This is a genomic window from Bradyrhizobium sp. USDA 4503 (assembly GCF_054055815.1).
This window is the reverse complement of record NZ_JBSRXS010000001.1, coordinates 7,332,749-7,349,091: the sequence shown is the minus strand read 5'-3', so window position 1 is coordinate 7,349,091 and position 16,343 is coordinate 7,332,749. Positions and strand designations below refer to the sequence as shown.

The window sequence follows — 16,343 nt, the reverse complement described above, 5'->3', positions numbered from 1 at the left end:
CTACCAGCAAGTGTAGCCGCCATCGACCAGAACGATGCTTCCGGTCATCAGGCTCGCCGCCTCGGACGCCAGGAACAGCACCACGGAGGCGATCTCGTCAACCTGCCCCATCCGCGCCATCGGGGTTCCACCGATCCAGGCGTCGTACATTCTGGGGCTGTTCTTCACGAAGGCGTTCAGCGGCGTCTCGATATAGGTCGGCGCCACGGCGTTGACGCGAACCCCGCGCGCGCCCCATTCGGCGGCGAGCGATTTGGTCAGGTGATGCACCGCGGCCTTGGAAGCGTTGTAGAAGCACTGTTCCTGCGGCTTGTTGACGATGAAACCGGACATCGAGCCGACATTGACGATGGTGCCGGACTTCGCCTTCAGCATGTGATTGCCGAAGGCGCGGCAGCACCAGAAGGTGCCGTTCAGGTTGACGTCGATGACGTTGAGCCAGTGCTCGTCGGTCACGGTTTCCGCCGGCGTCTCGCTGCGGGCGATGCCTGCATTGTTGACGAGAATGTCGACCTTGCCGTACTTGCCGACCAGTTCGTCGGCGACCGCAGCGACGCGACCGGAATCCGTCACGTCCATCAGCGCGATGTCGGCGTCAAAGCCCTTGGCCTTCAGCGCCGCCTGCGCGTCATTGGCAACCTTGGCGTCGCGATCGCCGATGATGACCTTGGCGCCGGCTTCGGCGAGCGCCTCGGCGCAGGCGAGCCCGATGCCCTGACCCGCGCCGGTGATGATGGCGGTCTTGCCGCCGAGCCTGAATTTTTCGAGATACATTTTCTTCTTCCTTAGCTTCTCTTTGAGCATGATCTGTTCGGAAAGCCGCTTCACGCTTTGCACTAACGCGGCCCTCCGGGTCCGGATCATGCTCTACGCGTGAATCGATTTTCCGCTGTCGTCGAAACGGTGGATGCGCGCCGGATCCGGGATCAGCGACACCCGGTCGCCGGGATGCAGGTCGAGCTCGCCGACATAGCGCGCGGTCAGCATTCCCAGCGGTCCGGCGTCGACATAGAGGAAGGTGTCGCTGCCGAGATGCTCGGCGACCGAGACGGTGCCGTGCCAGCCGCCCTGCCCGTCGCGCTCGACCTTCAGATGCTCGGGCCGTACCCCGATGGTCGCGGCGCCCTGCTGCTTGGCGATCTCACCGGTGACGAAATTCATCTTCGGCGAGCCGATGAAGCCGGCGACGAACAGGTTGGCAGGCTTCTCATAGAGCTCGAGCGGCGATCCGTATTGCTCGATCTTGCCGCCGTTCAGCACCACGATCTTGTCCGCCATGGTCATGGCCTCGACCTGGTCGTGCGTGACGTAGATCGCCGTGGTGCCGAGCTGCTTCTGCAACCGCGTCACCTCGAGCCGCATCTGCACGCGCAGCGCGGCATCGAGATTGGACAGCGGCTCGTCGAACAGGAACGCCTTCGGCTCGCGCACGATGGCGCGCCCGATCGCGACGCGCTGGCGCTGGCCGCCGGAGAGCTCGCGCGGCTTGCGGTCGAGATAGGGCGTCAGGTTGAGCGTCGCCGCGGCGGCCTCGACCTTGCGGTTGATCTCGTCCCTGGCGATCCCGGCCATCTTCAGGCCGAACGCGATGTTGCCGCGCACGCTCATATGCGGATAGAGCGCGTAGGACTGGAACACCATCGACAGCCCGCGCTTGGCCGGCGGCACGTCGACCACGTTGCGTCCATCGATCAGGATGGCGCCGCCGGTGACATCCTCGAGCCCTGCGATCAGCCGCAGCAGCGTGGTCTTGCCGCAGCCGGACGGACCGACGAACACGACGAAGGAGCCGTCGGCGATGTAGAGATCGGCGCCCTTGATGATGTGGACCGGCCCGAACGATTTTTGCACACCCTGCAGCGTAATCTGACCCATGGCAAAAGCCTTTCTGCTACTTGACCGCGCCGAAGGTCAGTCCGCGGACGAGCTGCCGCTGACTGAACCAGCCGAGCACGAGAATGGGCGCGATCGCGAGCGTCGACGCCGCCGACAATTTCGCCCAGAACAATCCTTCCGGGCTGGAATAGGACGCGATGAAGACGGTGAGCGGCGCGGCCTCGAGCGTCGACAGATTGAGGGTCCAGAACGCCTCGTTCCACGCCAGGATCAGATTGAGCAGCAACGTCGAGGCCAGCCCCGGCACCGCCATCGGCGTCAGCACATAGATCAGCTCGCGGCCGATCGTGGCGCCGTCCATCCGCGCCGCCTCGAGGATGTCCTTGGGGATCTCCTTGAAATAGGTGAACAGCATCCAGATCACGATCGGCAGATTGCCGAGGCACAGGATGAAGATCAGGCCGGAGCGAGTGTCGAGCAGGCCGAAGGTGCGGTAGATCAGATAGATCGGCACCAGCACGCCGACCGGCGGCATCATCTTGGTGGAGAGCATCCAGAGCAGCACGTCCTTGGTCCGCTTGGTCGGCGAGAACGCCATCGACCACGCCGCCGGGATCGCGATCAGCATCGCGATCAAGGTCGAGCCGCCGGCGATAATGATCGAGTTGAGCGCGTGATGGAAATAGTCGCTGCGCTCCTGCACCGTGGCGTAGTTCTCGGTGGTCCAATGGAAGAACAGGAACGAGGGCGGGATCGCGAACGCCTCGAGCTCGGTCTTGAAGCTCGCCAGCACCATCCAGAGGATCGGGAAGAAGATCAGGAAGCCGACCAGCCAGGCCGCCGCCGTCGAGATCACCTTGCGCCGTGTCGTGACCATCCGCGCCATGACGTTACGCCTCCAGATTCCGACCGACGATACGAACGAGGAAGAAGGCGACGATGTTGGCGAGGACCACCGCGACCAGGCCACCCGCCGAGGCGCTGCCGACATCGTACTGGATCAGCGCCTGCGAATAGATCAGGAAGGCGATGTTGGTGGTCTGCAGGCCGGGGCCGCCGCCGGTGGTGACGAAGATCTCCGCGAACACCGTGAGCAGGAAGATGGTTTCGATCAGGATCACCACGGTGATCGGGCGCGCCAAATGCGGCAGCGTGATGTAGATGAAGGTCGAGATCGCGCTCGCGCCGTCCATCTCGGCCGCCTCCTTCTGCTCCTCGTCGAGCGATTGCAGCGCGGTGAGCAGGATCAGGGTTGCGAACGGCAGCCATTGCCAGGAGATGATCAGGATCACCGAGAACAGCGGCGCGTCGTTGAACCAGTCGATCGCCGGCAGCCCGAACAGATGCGCGATCCAGGCGAACAGGCCCGACACCGGATGCATCAACAGGTTCTTCCAGACCAGCGCGCTCACCGTCGGCATCACGAAGAACGGCGCGATCACCATCAGCCGGACGATCGATAGCCCGACCACCTGCTGGTCGAGCAGCAGCGCCAGCGGCACGCCGAGGATGATCGTGATCGCGAGCACCGAGCCGACCAGCACCAACGTGTTCTGCAACGAGGCGAGGAAGGCCGGATCGGTCAGGAAGTAGCGGAAATTCTCCAGCCCAACGAATGATTCAGAGCCGGGATCGAGCAGATTGTAATGCAGGGTCGCGAAATAGATCGTGAGCGCCAGCGGCACGATCATCCAGATGAACAGCAGCGCCACCGCGGGCGTGAGCAGCGTGCGTGCAAGCAGTTGGGTCTGCTGGGTCGCCATCCCCGCCTCCTTCTCAAGGAAAGGAGCGACCATCCCGCTGCGGGACAGGATGGTCGCAAGTGGCCCAGCTCGGGAGGTCTAAGCTGGTCGGGCGGCCAAGGCGGCTGTCGCGCCCCGGCTTTGTTTCAGGCGTGCTCTACTTGATGTAGCCCGCGCGCTTCATTTCGCGCTCGGTCACGGACTGGGCAGCGGTGAGCGCCGCATCGACGGTGGTCGAGCCTGAGAGCGCCGCGGAGAACTGCTGGCCCACCTGGGTGCCGATACCCTGGAATTCAGGGATCGCCGCGTACTGCACGCCGACGTAAGGCACGGGCTTCACCGTCGGCTTGTTCGGATCGGCGGCATCGATCGAGGCCAAGGTCAGCTTGGCGAAGGGGGCGACCTTCAGATAGTCGGGGTTCTTGTACAGCGAGGTGCGCGTGCCCGGCGGCACGTTGGCCCAGCCTTCCTTCGCGGCGACGAGCTTGGTGTAATCCTTGCTGGTCGCCCAGGCGATGAACTTCTCGGCCGCCTCGACCTTCTTCGAGCCGGCGGGGACCGCGAGACTCCACGCCCACAGCCAGTTAGCGTTCTTGCCGAGCCCGGTGTTCGGCGCCAGCGCAAAGCCTACCTTGTCGGTGACCGTGGATTCCTTCGGATTGCTGACGAACGACGCCGCCACGGTGGCATCGATCCACATCGCGCATTTGCCGGCGTTGAACAGCGCGAGGTTCTCGTTGAAACCGTTGGAAGAGGCGCCGGGAGGGCCGGCCTGCTTCATCAGGTCGACATAGGTCGTCAGCGTCTTCTTCCATTCCGGCGAATTGAACTGCGGCTCCCACTTCTCGTCGAACCAGCGCGCACCAAAGGAATTGGCCATCGCGGTCAGGAACGCCATGTTCTCGCCCCAGCCGGCCTTGCCGCGCAGGCAGATGCCATAGACGCCGGCGGACTTGTCGGTCAGCTTCTTGGCGGCGTCGACCACGAAGTCCCAGGTCGGGCTCTCCGGCATCTTCAGGCCGGCCTTGTCGAACAGGTCGGTGCGATACATCACCATCGAGCTTTCGCCGTAGAACGGCGCGGCATAGAGCTTGCCGTCGACCGAGACCGCATCCTTGATCTTGGGCAGGAGGTCGCCGACGTCGTAATCGGCGCCGAGCTTGTCGAGCGGCACCAGCCAGTTCTTCTTGGCCCAGATCGGCACCTCATAGGTGCCGATGGTGAGCACGTCGAACTGGCCGCCCTTGGTGGCGATGTCGGTGGTCACGCGCTGGCGCAGCACGTTCTCCTCGAGCGTCACCCATTTGACGGTGATGTCGGGATTCTTCGCGGTGAATTCGCTGGTGAGCCCCTGCATGCGGATCATGTCGCCATTGTTGACGGTCGCCACCGTCAGCGTGGTCTGGGCGATCGAGGGGGCAGAGATCAAAACAGCAGCCGCGCCCGCAACGGCGCAAAGGACGTTTTTCAAGGTGACCTCCCTTATGTCACGTTGAGCATATGCCCACGTGTTGAGCGTATGTTCACTCCGTCGCCAAACTTTGTCAAGCACGCGGGAGCGCCGTCCCGCGCGTTTGCGGGTTCCACTGCACGCTGGAATGGAGGTGTTTGCGGAGATGAAGAAGGGCGCTGAGACCCAGAAGGCAACTTGATTTGCGGCCACAGCGGGACTGCGCTCCCTCGCCCCGTTCTTACGGGGAGAGGGGCTCTTTCCGCGCATACGAAGCGGACGAATGCGCGGAGACTCCCCTCACCCGGATCGCATCTCCGATGCGATCCGACCTCTCCCCGCAAGCGGGGCGAGGTGAAGTACGACTCGTGGCGCCTAACGATCCAGCACCGCGCGCGCGGTGGCCTCATCGGTAATGAGGCCGTTGACCACCCGGCCCGCCAATGCGGCCTTGATCGAGGGCACCTTGGCGGCGCCGACCGCCGCGGCGATCGTGGTCGCTTCCGCGGGGATCTGCGGCGGAATGCTCGTCAGCCGCTTGTTGGTGCCGCCCTTGATCAGGCGGCCCTTGGCGTCATAGGCCCAGCCGGTCACCTCGCCGACCGCGCCGAGCCGCATCATCTCCAGCAGCTCCTCGCGGGTGACGAAGCCGTCGACATGGACCTGGGCCTTCTGGTCCATCTGGCCGATGCCGATCAGCCGCAGATCGGCCTTGGCGGCGACCGCCCTCACCCGCGCGATCGGGTCGATGCGCACCATGCGGTTGCGCTCGTCCTCGCTCGACATCAGGAACGGCAGCGGCATCGGGTAATGGCGCGCGCCGGTGCGGTCGGCGAGCCGTCCCACCGTGTCGTAGAAGCTCGCCGAGCCGTCGGCGGAGATGTTGCCGACCAGCGAGACGATCTGGTGATCGGGCCGCTCGATCGGCGAGACCCGCTCGACCGCGGCGCGCACCGCGCGGCCGGTGCCGAGCGCCACGATCACAGGCGTCTCCGAGCGCAGCGTCGTCTCCAGCAGATTGGCGCTGCGCTCGGCGATCCCTGCATTGGACAGCGGCGCCGCCGGATCGGTCGGCACGACGTCGCAATGCACCAGATCGAACCGCGCCTTCAGCCGGGAGGCCAGCTCCATGCAGGCCGCGATGGGGTGTTCGAGGCGAAACGTGATCAGCCGCTCCGCCAAGCACAGCGACACCAGACGCTGCGCGGAGGCGCGCGACACCTGCAGCATTTTCGCAATCTCATCCTGGGTGTGGCCCGCGATGAAATACAGCCAGCCGGCGCGCGCCGCATCGTCGAGGCGAGACTTTTCGTTGTCGGGCGCAGCCATCGTCTTGCGTCAGCCTTCCATCCAGAAATCCGTCATCGCGGCGAAGATTCGATCCGCCCCCGCTTGCCGCAGCAGAGCACTGCCATCCGCCAACCGATAGTGGGCGCCGCCGACAAATCCCCACACTTTCATGCCCGCCGCCTTCGCGGCCATCACACCGCTGACGCTGTCCTCGATCACGAGCGTGCGGCGCGACGCGGCGCCCATTGCGCTTGCCGCATGCAAGAACAGATCCGGGGCCGGCTTGCCGCGCTTGACCATCTGCGCGGTGTAGAGCCGCGGCCCGAAGCTGGCAGCGAGGCCGGTCAGCTCCAGCGAAAACTTCACCCGCTCGAGATCGCTCGATGAGGCGACACAATATGGCAGCCGCAATTCCTCGAGCACCGCCGCGATGCCGGCGATCGGCTTCAGCCGGGAGCGGAAGGTCTCACGGACCTGCAGCGCGAGGTCAGGCAGAAACGTCTCGGGCAACGGCTTTCCCACGCCCCGGCAGTAGTCGACCAGGGCCGCGGTGCTGCGGCCGAGGAAGAGCTCGAGCGCCCGCTCGGTGCTCATCCCGATGCCGGCCCGAACCATCGCCTCGGCAAGACAGCGGCAGCTCAATTCCTCGCTGTCGACGAGCACGCCGTCGCAGTCGAAGATGACGAGATCAGTCTCGGGAAGCCGCGGATCCATCCCGACATGAGATCATATGCTCACGCCATGAGCAATAGATCACAGTTTCCGCGCGGAATGCCGCGCCTCAAATGGTCGCGGTGCACCGCCACGGATGCTGTGCGACAAGGCGAAATGCCGCATGACACACCTCTGATCGCGACCGTCGTCGCGGGCCTCGGCCTCGCTTTTGTCTTCGGAACCATCGCCCAGCGCTTTCGGGTTCCGCCACTGGTCGGTTATCTGCTCGCGGGCGTGGCCGTCGGTCCCTTCACGCCCGGCTTCGTTGCCGATCAGGCGCTGGCAACCGAGCTGGCGGAGCTCGGTATCATTCTCCTGATGTTCGGCGTCGGCCTGCATTTCTCGCTGAACGATCTGTTGTCGGTGCGCGCGATCGCGGTGCCCGGCGCGATAGCGCAGATTGCGGTCGCCACATTGATGGGCCTCGGCCTCGCGCTATTGATGGGCTGGACCGTCGGCGCGGGTCTGGTGTTCGGCCTCGCGCTGTCGGTCGCAAGTACCGTCGTGCTGTTGCGCGCGCTGCAGGAGCGCCGCCTGATGGACACCGAACGCGGCAAGATCGCGGTCGGCTGGCTGATCGTCGAAGACCTCGCCATGGTGCTTGCGCTGGTGCTGTTCCCGGCGGTGGCGAGCCTGCAGGGCGGCGATGGCGCGGCGCTCACCTCCGACCCGCTCGCCGCCCGTTTCGGTCTCGGGCTCACCGGCGTGCTGGTGCTGACGCTGATCAAGATCGCCGTGTTCATCGCGCTGATGCTGGTGGTCGGACGCCGGCTGATCCCGTGGGTCCTGCACTACATCGCGCATACCGGCTCGCGCGAGCTGTTCCGGCTGACCGTGCTCGCGATCGCGCTCTGCATCGCGTTCGGCGCGACCAAGCTGTTCGGCGTCTCGCTGGCGCTCGGCGCCTTCTTCGCCGGAATGATGCTGCGGGAATCGCCGCTCAGCCAGCGCGCGGCCCAGGAGACCTTGCCGCTGCGCGATGCGTTCGCGGTGCTGTTCTTCGTCTCCGTCGGCATGCTGTTCGACCCGATGAGCGTGGTCCGCGAGCCCTGGCCATTCGTCGCGACGCTGTTCGTCATCGTGGTCGGCAAGTCGATCGCAGCCCTTCTGATCGTCGTGCTGTTCCGTCATCCGATGGCAACCGCCCTGATGATCTCGGCGAGCCTCGCCCAGATCGGCGAATTCTCCTTCATCCTGGCCGAACTCGGCGTTGCGCTCAATCTGCTGCCGAAGGCCGGCCGCGACCTGATCCTGGCGGGCGCGATCTTCTCGATCATGCTCAACCCGCTGGTGTTCGCGGTCGTCGACTGGCTGACGTCGCGGCTCGAGAAGCCGCAGACCTCCTCGCCAACTGCCGCAGCTTCTGAACCAATCCCGGTCACTGAATTGCAGGATCACACCATCCTGGTCGGCTACGGCCGGGTCGGCAGCATCGTCGGCGATGCGCTGCATCAACGCAGCGCGCCGTTTCTCGCGGTCGAGGCATCCGACGACATGGTCGCCAAGCTCAAGGAGCGTGGCATCGAAGCGCTGATGGGCAACGCCGCGCGCGCCAGCGTGCTGCGCGCGACCAATCCGGCCGGCGCGCGATCGCTGGTCATCGCCATTCCCGAAGCCTTCGAGGCCGGCCAGATCGTCGAACAGGCGCGCGCCGCGAATGCCGATATCCAGATCATCGCCCGTGCACATTCCGACGCCGAGGTCGATCATCTCAAAGCACTTGGCGCCGACATCGTGATCATGGGCGAGCGCGAGATCGCCCGCGGCATGATCGAGGAGCTCGACAGGGCGCGTCCGGCTGCTATGCGAACGGCCGAGCAGGATTCGGCAGCTTGAGATAGACTGCACCCACCGTACAGATGCGCGCCGCGCGTCACGCGATGAGGGAGATCGAGCGATGGCCTTCAAGAGCCCGCACGTATCGCTGGTGTCGTTCTCGGTCGAGATCGGCGCCGCGGACACGACAAACGTCATGCAGATCGAGACCGACTTGCATCTGAACACCCGTCATCCGAGCTATGACGCGGCCGCCGTGGAGCGGCTGGTGCGTGACGCACAAGCCTATCTCGCCGGCAATGCCGGCCAGGTCACCCGGATCCGACTGGTCTCCACCCGCGGCGGCCAGACCTGAAGCCTCATTATTTGAGCTCTTTGTTTGAGCGTGATCACCGCGCAAACGCTTTGCGTCTGTCGCGAGGGAAAACCGGCTTCCACTTTTCCGGATCATGCGCGAGTGTGCTGAATGCGAAGTTCGTGCAACTTCGCGGCAGCCACTTTCACGAACTTCGCATTCATAAAGCACACTAGAATCATAAGTTCGCTAGTGTCCTTATCGAATCCGAAGTTCGCCCCGAAGGTGCGGCAAATGATGCGAACTTCGGATTCGGGACACTAGCTGCCAAGGAATGCCGGCGCGAGATCCTCCTGCACGATGATGTTGGCGGCTTCCGTCGTCAGTTCGCTGCCGACCAGGTCAAGATTCTTGGCGGCCTCGAACAGCATCGACCGGACGTCGTCCGGCGTCAGCACGCCTTTCGCGATCAGCTTGCGCACCAGCGCCTGCAGGATAAGAACGTCGATCTCGCCATGCGCCAGCGGCGTCGGCTTGTCCGTCATGATCGCCTCCCAGGCTGATCCCAAGGCTGAGTCCCAAGGCTGAGGTTCATCGCAAGTGAGGCGCCTAGCGCGGTGGTGACGCCATGTCCTTGTGCAATTGTTCGAACGCGCGGCGCAGGCCGTGCAGCTGATCGACCAGATGAAGGATGACGTCGATGCCCTCGTCGTTGACGCCGAAGTCGCCCTTCAGGTCGCGGATCAGATGCGCGCGCGCCACGTCGGTGTCGGAGAAGCTGATCTCGCTGGCGGTCTCGTCCGGCACGAGCCATTGCTGCTCGATCCAGAACTCCAGGGTCTGCACCTCCAGACCCGCATCGATGAGGAACTGCTGCTTGTTCATGATGCACCATCCTCGCGCGGATCGAATGCCTTTCGATCCCAGTTCGACACAAACGCCTCGAGCTCGGGATCGGGTCCCTTGGGCAGGACCACCTTGAGCTTGACGAGCTCGTCGCCATGGCCTCCGCCGACGCGGGGCGCACCCTTGCCGCGCAACCGCATGGTCGTGCCGGTGTTCGATCCCTTCGGAACCGTCATGGTCACGGCACCAGTCGGCGTCGGAACGCGGACTTTTCCGCCGAGCACCGCCTCGGACAGCGAGATCGGCAGTTCCAGCGTAATGTCGTCACCCTCGCGGGTGAAGCGCGGGTCGGGGCGAACTTCCACCTCGATCAGCGCATCGCCGGGACCGCCCTTGCCGCTGCCGGGCATGCCCTTGCCGCGCAGACGAATGATCTGGCCATCGACGAGCCCCGGTGGGATCGTCACATCGAGCGTACCGCCGTCGGGAAGCGTCAGCCGCTTGCTCGCACCGGTGATCGATTCCGCGAAGTCGATCGCGAGAGCGTAATGCAAATCGCGGCCGCGCCGGTTGGCGCGCGCCTGCTCGCTGCGCCGGAGCAATTCGGCGAAGGCGTCGTCCTGGTCCATGTAGTCGGCATAGCCGGAACTGTCGGCATAGGGATGCCCCGCATCCGCGGTGGCGAAATCCCGGTAGTAGCGATGCTGCGGCCGCTCGACGCCATCAGCATCGATCTCGCCGGCATCGAAGCGCTTGCGCTTCTCGGCATCCGAGAGCAGATCGTTCGCAGCAGCGACTTCCTTGAATTTGTCTTCGGCCGCCTTGTCACCCGGATTGAGGTCCGGGTGCAGCTTCTTCGCCAGCTTTCGATAGGCCTTCTGGATATCGGCCGCAGACGCCGTCGGGGCAACGCCAAGAACCTCGTACGGATTTCTCACAACCTGCTCCGCAACACCGTGAATGCACCTGTAATCATGAGGGCGCAAAAGCAGGCGATTTGCAAGTGCGCAGACGCGCCGCCCGGAAGCGGCCGACGCAGCATGCGCTCACGTGACATGACAAGTTAGGATGTATGTCCGGGGTCCAGATAAGTGGGCATGTTCTTTTGCTGCTGCGGCGTCATCTTGGCGGTATCCGCCTTGCCTGGCACGCCCCGCGGACCGAGCAGGGCGCGCTGCATATCGTCCTCGCTCAAACGCGGCTTGCCATCGTCGAGCTGTCCATCGCCACCGTGACTCTGTGCCATGACCAACCTCCCGTGATGATCGCTTGCACAGGCGGAACAATACCGCGCTCCGCCGGAACGAGCCAGCGGAGCGCGGACGTGCCTTAGTGTTGCTCCTGCCGCTTCTCCTCTGCGGGATGACCTGCCGCAGGCGCAGCATGCGGAGCGGCATGCGGAGCGGCGTGCGGCTCCGGCCGTGCCGCCGGCTGGGGATGGGCGGCCTGCGGCTGCGGATGCGGCTCAGGGCGCGCCATCGTCTCCGGGTGCGCTTGCGGCTTCGCTGCTGGCTCCGGTCGCGCTTCGGGCCTCGCTGGCTCGGGCCGCGCGACGGGCTTCGCGGCAGGCTCGGGACGCGGCTCTTCCTTGCGCACCTCTTCGGGCCGCTTCTCCTGCACGGCAGGCCGCGTCGCTTCTGCAGGATGCGGCTCAAGCTTCGGCTCGGCGGCAGGCGCCGCGCGCTTCTCTTCGACCGCGGGCCTGTTCGCTTCGGCGGGCGGATGCGCCGCAACGCCCTTCTCGGGAACCGGAAGCGCGTGGGATCCGGCAGGCGCCGGCGCAGCAGGATGCGGCTCGGCCTTGGTCTCGGGAGCAGGTGCTGCGCGCTTCTCCTCGGCCGCGGGCTTGTTCGCCTCGGCGGGCGGATGCGCCGCCGGAAGCTCCTTTCCCGGGACTGGGAGCGCATGGGAATCAGCCGGTGCGGGTGCAGGTGCAACTCCCGGGTGCCCCGGCTCCCCGGCCGCCGGCCGTGCGGCGTTGGCCGGCACCGCCTCGCCGGCCGGCCGCGCGCGAACTACGCCCGGTCCCTTCAATTCGCCGGGACGCGCCGTTGCGGCGACTGCGGGCACGCCATTGTTGGTCCGCTTGAACAGGCTCGGATCCTGGCTTGCGGTCTCGACCTGCTTGCGTTGCAACGGCGTCGCCGCGAAGTGCTGCTCCTTGGCGACCGCGCGCTCGGCCGGCGTCGGCCGCACCTCGATGCCGCCGCGGCCGCCATTGTAGCTGACGTTGTTGACGGTGGTCTGATTGATCGTGACATTCTTCTCGTAGACGTTGGTGATCCGCGCACCCTGCAGATTGTTCACGGTCCGATTGTAGAAGAAGTTGCCGTGATCCCAGCGGCCGCCTTCATAGCCCGACCCGCCGTAGCCGAAGCCGTAATTGATGCCACCGTAGAAGCCGACGCGGTCACCCCAGTAGCCCTGATGGAAGATGAAGCCGCCGCCGAACGCGCCCCAATAACCAGGTGTCCACAGCAGCCCGACCCGCGGCGGCTGCACCCAGGTGCCCGGCACCCAGTAGTAGTCGCCGCGATCCTCGTCCCACGACCAATTGCCCGGCGACCACATGTAGCCGGGACCAGGCACCGGCGGCTGATCGTAGGTCGGCAACGGCGGCGGCGCGGTCTCGACGGCAGAGACCGGCGCGCATGCCGCATCCTGCGCGATTGCGGGCACCGCGGTCGCATAGAACAGCGCCGTGGCAATCGCTGCACACGACGCGGTCGAAAGGAGACGAGTTGTCATTGGGAGCCTCTTCGATGAGCACGTTCAACGTGAGACGGAACAAAAGTTCCGTGCATCGGCAATGCACCGACACACTTCATCGCTAGCGCCTTGACCTTACACCAGGCTGAAACGCATCGACGCAAACGGAAACGCGCTCATCCGGCTATTCATGGTCGGTTCAGAGCGCGCCGTGATGCAACGTTGCGCGATGCAGTGGAACATCGCGCGTTGCTTCTCTGCATCATCGGGCGAGCTACGCGAAACGCGACGTGATCGATTCCGATAGCGTGTCCCGATCATGCCTTTGGCCTTTGTACGATCACGGCGATCCATGCTCATCCAGCACTCGCTTCGCGAGCCCGGCGATCCATCGAACCGCAATCAGCGCGACGCGTGCACCCGGCTTGCCGGCGCGGCCGTAGCAGTGCCCCCGGATGAGTGCCAGCGACGAACATCAGCCCTCGCAACGGCTTAACCGAAGCATCCCAGCGAGCGCGCTGCGCGATTGACACTCCCCTGAAAGGACCACACGATGCGAGATGCGGCAGCCTTTGGCCCGCGGTTTTCCGCCGGCGCAATTGCACGGGGCTGTTGCATGATGGATGTCATCGTTCCGCCATCTGTCGCCGACGGAACTGCGTGGCATAATGGATCTCGACGAGCCTGCGTTGCCTTGAGGTGCCACGATGAACATAGAAAAATATACCGATCGCGTTCGCGGCTTCATTCAGTCGGCACAATCGCTCGCGATGCGCGAGGGGCATCAGCAGTTCTCGACGCTGCACATCCTGAAGGTGCTGCTCGACGACAATGAGGGCCTCGCGGCCGGCCTGATCGACCGCGCCGGCGGCAATTCGCGCGCGATCCTCAAGGCGACCGAAGACGCGCTGGCGAAGATACCGAAGGTCAGCGGCGCCGGCTCCGGACAGATCTATCTGGCGCCCGAGACCGCGCGCGCCTTCGCGGCGGCGGAACAGGCCGCCGACAAGGCCGGCGACAGTTTCGTCTCCGTCGAGCGCCTGCTGCAGGCGCTCGCAGCCGACAAGGACAGCGAGGCCGGCAAACTGCTCGCCAAGGGCGGTGTCAATCCGCAGAACCTGAATGCGGCCATCAACGCGCTGCGCAAGGGCCGCACCGCCGACAGCGCATCGGCCGAGAACGCCTATGACGCGCTGAAGAAATACGCCCGCGACCTCACCCAGGCCGCGCGCGACGGCAAGCTCGACCCGGTGATCGGCCGCGACGAGGAGATCCGCCGCACCATCCAGGTGCTGTCGCGGCGGACCAAGAACAATCCTGTGCTGATCGGCGAGCCCGGTGTCGGCAAGACCGCGATCGTCGAGGGCCTCGCGCTGCGCATCGTCAACGGCGACGTGCCGGAAAGCCTGCAGGACAAGGCGCTGCTCGCGCTCGATCTCGGCGCGCTGATCGCCGGCGCAAAGTATCGCGGCGAGTTCGAGGAACGGCTCAAGGCAGTGCTGCAGGAAGTGACCTCGGCCGAGGGCGGCATCATCCTGTTCATCGACGAGATGCACACGCTGATCGGCGCCGGCAAGGGCGACGGCGCGATGGACGCATCCAACCTGTTGAAGCCCGCGCTCGCTCGCGGCGAGCTGCATTGCATCGGCGCCACCACGCTCGACGAATACCGCAAGCATGTCGAGAAGGATGCAGCGCTGGCGCGGCGCTTCCAGCCGGTGTTCGTTTCCGAGCCGACGGTCGAGGACACCATCTCGATCCTGCGCGGCTTGAAGGACAAATACGAGCAACATCACGGCGTGCGCATCGCGGATTCGGCGCTGGTTGCAGCCGCGACGCTGTCGAACCGCTACATCACCGACCGCTTCCTGCCCGACAAGGCCATCGACCTGATGGACGAAGCGGCCGCCCGGCTGAAGATGCAGGTCGATTCCAAGCCGGAAGAACTCGACTCGCTCGACCGCGAGATCATCCGGCTGAAGATCGAGCAGGAGGCGCTGAAGAAGGAGACCGATCTCGGCTCCAAGAGCCGCCTGCAGACGCTCGAGAAGGATCTCACCGACCTGGAAAAGAAATCGGCGGATATGACTTCGAAATGGCGGTCGGAAAAGAGCAAGCTCTCCGATGCGCAGAAGATGAAGGGCGAACTCGAGCAGTTGCGTACCGAGCTTGCCAATGCGCAGCGCAAGGGAGAATTCCAGAAGGCCGGTGAGCTGGCCTATGGCCGGATTCCCGAGCTCGAGAAGAAGCTCGCGGCGGTCGAAGCCAGCGAGACCTCGTCCGCCAGCGAGACCGTGACCGCCGACAACATCGCGCAGGTGGTGTCGCGCTGGACCGGCGTGCCGGTCGACAAGATGCTGGAAGGCGAGAAGGACAAGCTGCTGCGCATGGAGGAGATGCTCGGCAAGCGCGTCGTCGGCCAGGCCGAGGCGGTCCGCGCGGTGTCGGGGTCGACCGCGGTGCGCCGCGCCCGCGCCGGCCTGCAGGACCCCAACCGGCCGATCGGCTCGTTCATGTTCTTAGGTCCCACCGGCGTCGGCAAGACCGAGCTTGCGAAAGCGCTTGCCGAATATCTGTTCGATGACGAGACCGCGATGATCCGCCTCGACATGTCCGAATACATGGAAAAGCATTCGGTCTCGCGGCTGATCGGCGCGCCTCCCGGTTATGTCGGCTATGATGAGGGCGGTGCCCTGACCGAAGCGGTGCGGCGGCGGCCTTATCAGGTGGTGCTGTTCGACGAGATCGAGAAGGCGCATCCCGACGTCTTCAACGTACTGCTGCAGGTGCTCGACGACGGCCGTCTCACCGACGGCCAGGGCCGCACCGTCGATTTCCGCAACACGCTGATCATCATGACCTCGAACATCGGCGCCGAGTATCTGGTCAACCAGCCGGAAGGCCAGAGCACGAGCGCGGTGCGCGAGCAGGTGATGAACATGGTACGGGCGCACTTCCGGCCCGAATTCCTCAACCGGATCGACGAGATCATCCTGTTTCACCGGCTGCAGAAGAGCGACATGGGCCGCATCGTCGAGATCCAGTTCTCGCGGCTGCGCAAGCTGCTCGAGGATCGCAAGATCGAGCTGGAGCTCGACCCGAAGGCGCGGGACTGGCTCGCCGAGAAGGGTTGGGATCCGGCTTACGGCGCCCGCCCGCTGAAGCGGGTGATCCAGCGCAGCGTGCAGGATCCGCTGGCGGAGATGATCCTTTCCGGCGATGTGCGCGACGGCTCAGAGGTAAAACTCTCGGCCACCAAGGCCGGCCTCACCTTCAACGGCAAGAAGCCGGAGAACGCGGCGGCGGACGAATTCGAACCGGTGTGAGACAGGCCGGATCGCCAACGACGCGCTGTCATCGCCGCGTCGTCTGCCGGCATCATATGCAAGCCGAATATACAAGCTGACCTGCAACCAGGAGAGCGCCATGACGCAGCACAAGATCAAGGACAACATGGAGGTCATCGGCGCCGATGGCGTGCATGTCGGCACCGTCGATCACGTCGAGGGCAACCGCATCAAGCTCAAGAAGAGCGAGAGCGACGGCTTCCACAAGGGCCATCACCACTTCATCGAGCTCGGCTTCGTGGCGGGTGTCGAAGGCTCCAAGGTTCGGCTCTCGGCCAACGCCGCGATCGCGGTGACCCTCGAGGAAGAGAAGTCCGGCAAGCCCGTCGATTGAGACA

General features: G+C 64.9%; 17 protein-coding genes. 4 read left to right on the top strand and 13 right to left on the bottom strand.

Annotated features, from left to right (window positions below):
- The 7 genes from ACVMIH_RS34995 to ACVMIH_RS34965 form a co-directional block, all read right to left on the bottom strand.
- Positions 1 to 774: an SDR family NAD(P)-dependent oxidoreductase gene (locus ACVMIH_RS34995; RefSeq protein WP_057019317.1), complete on the bottom strand. Its 774-nt coding sequence runs from the start codon at positions 772 to 774 to the stop codon at positions 1 to 3.
- Positions 775 to 867: 93 nt separating this feature from the next.
- Complete coding sequence (locus ACVMIH_RS34990) at positions 868 to 1,875, bottom strand: ABC transporter ATP-binding protein (RefSeq protein WP_456783710.1); 1,008 nt, start codon at positions 1,873 to 1,875, stop codon at positions 868 to 870.
- A 16-nt stretch (positions 1,876 to 1,891) separates the two neighbouring features.
- A complete protein-coding gene (locus ACVMIH_RS34985) occupies positions 1,892 to 2,722 on the bottom strand; it encodes a carbohydrate ABC transporter permease (protein ID WP_028334898.1) in 831 nt (276 codons plus the stop codon).
- 4 nt (positions 2,723 to 2,726) lie between these two features.
- Positions 2,727 to 3,599: a carbohydrate ABC transporter permease gene (locus tag ACVMIH_RS34980; RefSeq protein WP_024583852.1), complete on the bottom strand. Its 873-nt coding sequence runs from the start codon at positions 3,597 to 3,599 to the stop codon at positions 2,727 to 2,729.
- Between the two features lie 136 nt (positions 3,600 to 3,735).
- On the bottom strand, positions 3,736 to 5,049 hold the full coding sequence (locus ACVMIH_RS34975) for an ABC transporter substrate-binding protein (protein WP_057019229.1): 1,314 nt from the start codon (positions 5,047 to 5,049) through the stop codon (positions 3,736 to 3,738).
- A gap of 354 nt (positions 5,050 to 5,403) precedes the next feature.
- Entirely contained in the window at positions 5,404 to 6,357 is a 954-nt protein-coding gene (locus tag ACVMIH_RS34970; protein WP_057019228.1) for a sugar-binding transcriptional regulator, read from the bottom strand.
- Positions 6,358 to 6,366: 9 nt separating this feature from the next.
- Positions 6,367 to 7,032, bottom strand: coding sequence for an HAD family hydrolase (locus ACVMIH_RS34965; protein ID WP_168855791.1), 666 nt, complete (start codon positions 7,030 to 7,032; stop codon positions 6,367 to 6,369).
- 114 nt (positions 7,033 to 7,146) lie between these two features.
- On the opposite strand from ACVMIH_RS34965, the gene ybaL reads away from it, so the two are divergent.
- Both ybaL and ACVMIH_RS34955 read left to right on the top strand, forming a co-directional pair.
- Complete coding sequence (ybaL, locus tag ACVMIH_RS34960) at positions 7,147 to 8,868, top strand: YbaL family putative K(+) efflux transporter (protein WP_057019226.1); 1,722 nt, start codon at positions 7,147 to 7,149, stop codon at positions 8,866 to 8,868.
- Positions 8,869 to 8,929: 61 nt separating this feature from the next.
- Positions 8,930 to 9,163, top strand: coding sequence for a hypothetical protein (locus ACVMIH_RS34955; RefSeq protein ID WP_028343292.1), 234 nt, complete (start codon positions 8,930 to 8,932; stop codon positions 9,161 to 9,163).
- 260 nt (positions 9,164 to 9,423) lie between these two features.
- On the opposite strand, the gene ACVMIH_RS34950 is transcribed toward ACVMIH_RS34955, so the two are convergent.
- The 6 genes from ACVMIH_RS34950 to ACVMIH_RS34925 all read right to left on the bottom strand — a co-directional run bounded on the left by ACVMIH_RS34950 (position 9,424) and on the right by ACVMIH_RS34925 (position 13,018).
- The gene (locus tag ACVMIH_RS34950; protein ID WP_057019225.1) at positions 9,424 to 9,648 is read right to left on the bottom strand and encodes a hypothetical protein; all 225 of its coding nucleotides are present in this window, start codon (positions 9,646 to 9,648) and stop codon (positions 9,424 to 9,426) included.
- A 64-nt stretch (positions 9,649 to 9,712) separates the two neighbouring features.
- Entirely contained in the window at positions 9,713 to 9,988 is a 276-nt protein-coding gene (locus ACVMIH_RS34945; protein ID WP_057019224.1) for a chaperone modulator CbpM, read from the bottom strand.
- Positions 9,985 to 10,887, bottom strand: coding sequence for a DnaJ C-terminal domain-containing protein (locus tag ACVMIH_RS34940; protein WP_057019223.1), 903 nt, complete (start codon positions 10,885 to 10,887; stop codon positions 9,985 to 9,987). The genes ACVMIH_RS34945 and ACVMIH_RS34940 overlap by 4 nt, the downstream gene beginning before the upstream one ends.
- 125 nt (positions 10,888 to 11,012) lie before the next feature.
- On the bottom strand, positions 11,013 to 11,195 hold the full coding sequence (locus tag ACVMIH_RS34935) for a hypothetical protein (RefSeq protein WP_057019222.1): 183 nt from the start codon (positions 11,193 to 11,195) through the stop codon (positions 11,013 to 11,015).
- Between the two features lie 83 nt (positions 11,196 to 11,278).
- Complete coding sequence (locus tag ACVMIH_RS34930; protein ID WP_057019221.1) at positions 11,279 to 12,697, bottom strand: YXWGXW repeat-containing protein; 1,419 nt, start codon at positions 12,695 to 12,697, stop codon at positions 11,279 to 11,281.
- Between the two features lie 96 nt (positions 12,698 to 12,793).
- On the bottom strand, positions 12,794 to 13,018 hold the full coding sequence (locus ACVMIH_RS34925; RefSeq protein WP_141340045.1) for a hypothetical protein: 225 nt from the start codon (positions 13,016 to 13,018) through the stop codon (positions 12,794 to 12,796).
- Between the two features lie 347 nt (positions 13,019 to 13,365).
- Between ACVMIH_RS34925 and clpB the strand changes: the two genes are divergently transcribed.
- Together clpB and ACVMIH_RS34915 are read left to right on the top strand one after the other, a co-directional pair.
- Positions 13,366 to 15,984 (top strand): ATP-dependent chaperone ClpB, encoded by a 2,619-nt coding sequence (gene clpB, locus ACVMIH_RS34920; RefSeq protein WP_456864850.1) that lies wholly within the window; start codon positions 13,366 to 13,368, stop codon positions 15,982 to 15,984.
- A 100-nt stretch (positions 15,985 to 16,084) separates the two neighbouring features.
- Positions 16,085 to 16,339, top strand: a complete 255-nt coding sequence (locus ACVMIH_RS34915) for a DUF2171 domain-containing protein (protein WP_057019219.1) — start codon at positions 16,085 to 16,087, stop codon at positions 16,337 to 16,339.
- Positions 16,340 to 16,343 lie beyond the last annotated feature (4 nt).

Excerpts from the sequence above, each read along its gene's own strand:
- ACVMIH_RS34995 (WP_057019317.1), bottom strand. The coding sequence starts at position 774 with ATGTATCTCGAAAAATTCAGGCTCGGCGGCAAGACCGCCATCATCACC.
- ACVMIH_RS34990 (WP_456783710.1), bottom strand. The coding sequence starts at position 1,875 with ATGGGTCAGATTACGCTGCAGGGTGTGCAAAAATCGTTCGGGCCGGTC.
- ACVMIH_RS34985 (WP_028334898.1), bottom strand. The coding sequence starts at position 2,722 with ATGGCGCGGATGGTCACGACACGGCGCAAGGTGATCTCGACGGCGGCG.
- ACVMIH_RS34980 (WP_024583852.1), bottom strand. The coding sequence starts at position 3,599 with ATGGCGACCCAGCAGACCCAACTGCTTGCACGCACGCTGCTCACGCCC.
- ACVMIH_RS34970 (WP_057019228.1), bottom strand. The coding sequence starts at position 6,357 with ATGGCTGCGCCCGACAACGAAAAGTCTCGCCTCGACGATGCGGCGCGC.
- ACVMIH_RS34965 (WP_168855791.1), bottom strand. The coding sequence starts at position 7,032 with ATGGATCCGCGGCTTCCCGAGACTGATCTCGTCATCTTCGACTGCGAC.
- ybaL (WP_057019226.1), top strand. The coding sequence starts at position 7,147 with ATGCCGCATGACACACCTCTGATCGCGACCGTCGTCGCGGGCCTCGGC.
- ACVMIH_RS34955 (WP_028343292.1), top strand. The coding sequence starts at position 8,930 with ATGGCCTTCAAGAGCCCGCACGTATCGCTGGTGTCGTTCTCGGTCGAG.
- ACVMIH_RS34950 (WP_057019225.1), bottom strand. The coding sequence starts at position 9,648 with ATGACGGACAAGCCGACGCCGCTGGCGCATGGCGAGATCGACGTTCTT.
- ACVMIH_RS34945 (WP_057019224.1), bottom strand. The coding sequence starts at position 9,988 with ATGAACAAGCAGCAGTTCCTCATCGATGCGGGTCTGGAGGTGCAGACC.
- ACVMIH_RS34935 (WP_057019222.1), bottom strand. The coding sequence starts at position 11,195 with ATGGCACAGAGTCACGGTGGCGATGGACAGCTCGACGATGGCAAGCCG.
- ACVMIH_RS34930 (WP_057019221.1), bottom strand. The coding sequence starts at position 12,697 with ATGACAACTCGTCTCCTTTCGACCGCGTCGTGTGCAGCGATTGCCACG.
- ACVMIH_RS34925 (WP_141340045.1), bottom strand. The coding sequence starts at position 13,018 with ATGAGCATGGATCGCCGTGATCGTACAAAGGCCAAAGGCATGATCGGG.
- clpB (WP_456864850.1), top strand. The coding sequence starts at position 13,366 with ATGAACATAGAAAAATATACCGATCGCGTTCGCGGCTTCATTCAGTCG.
- ACVMIH_RS34915 (WP_057019219.1), top strand. The coding sequence starts at position 16,085 with ATGACGCAGCACAAGATCAAGGACAACATGGAGGTCATCGGCGCCGAT.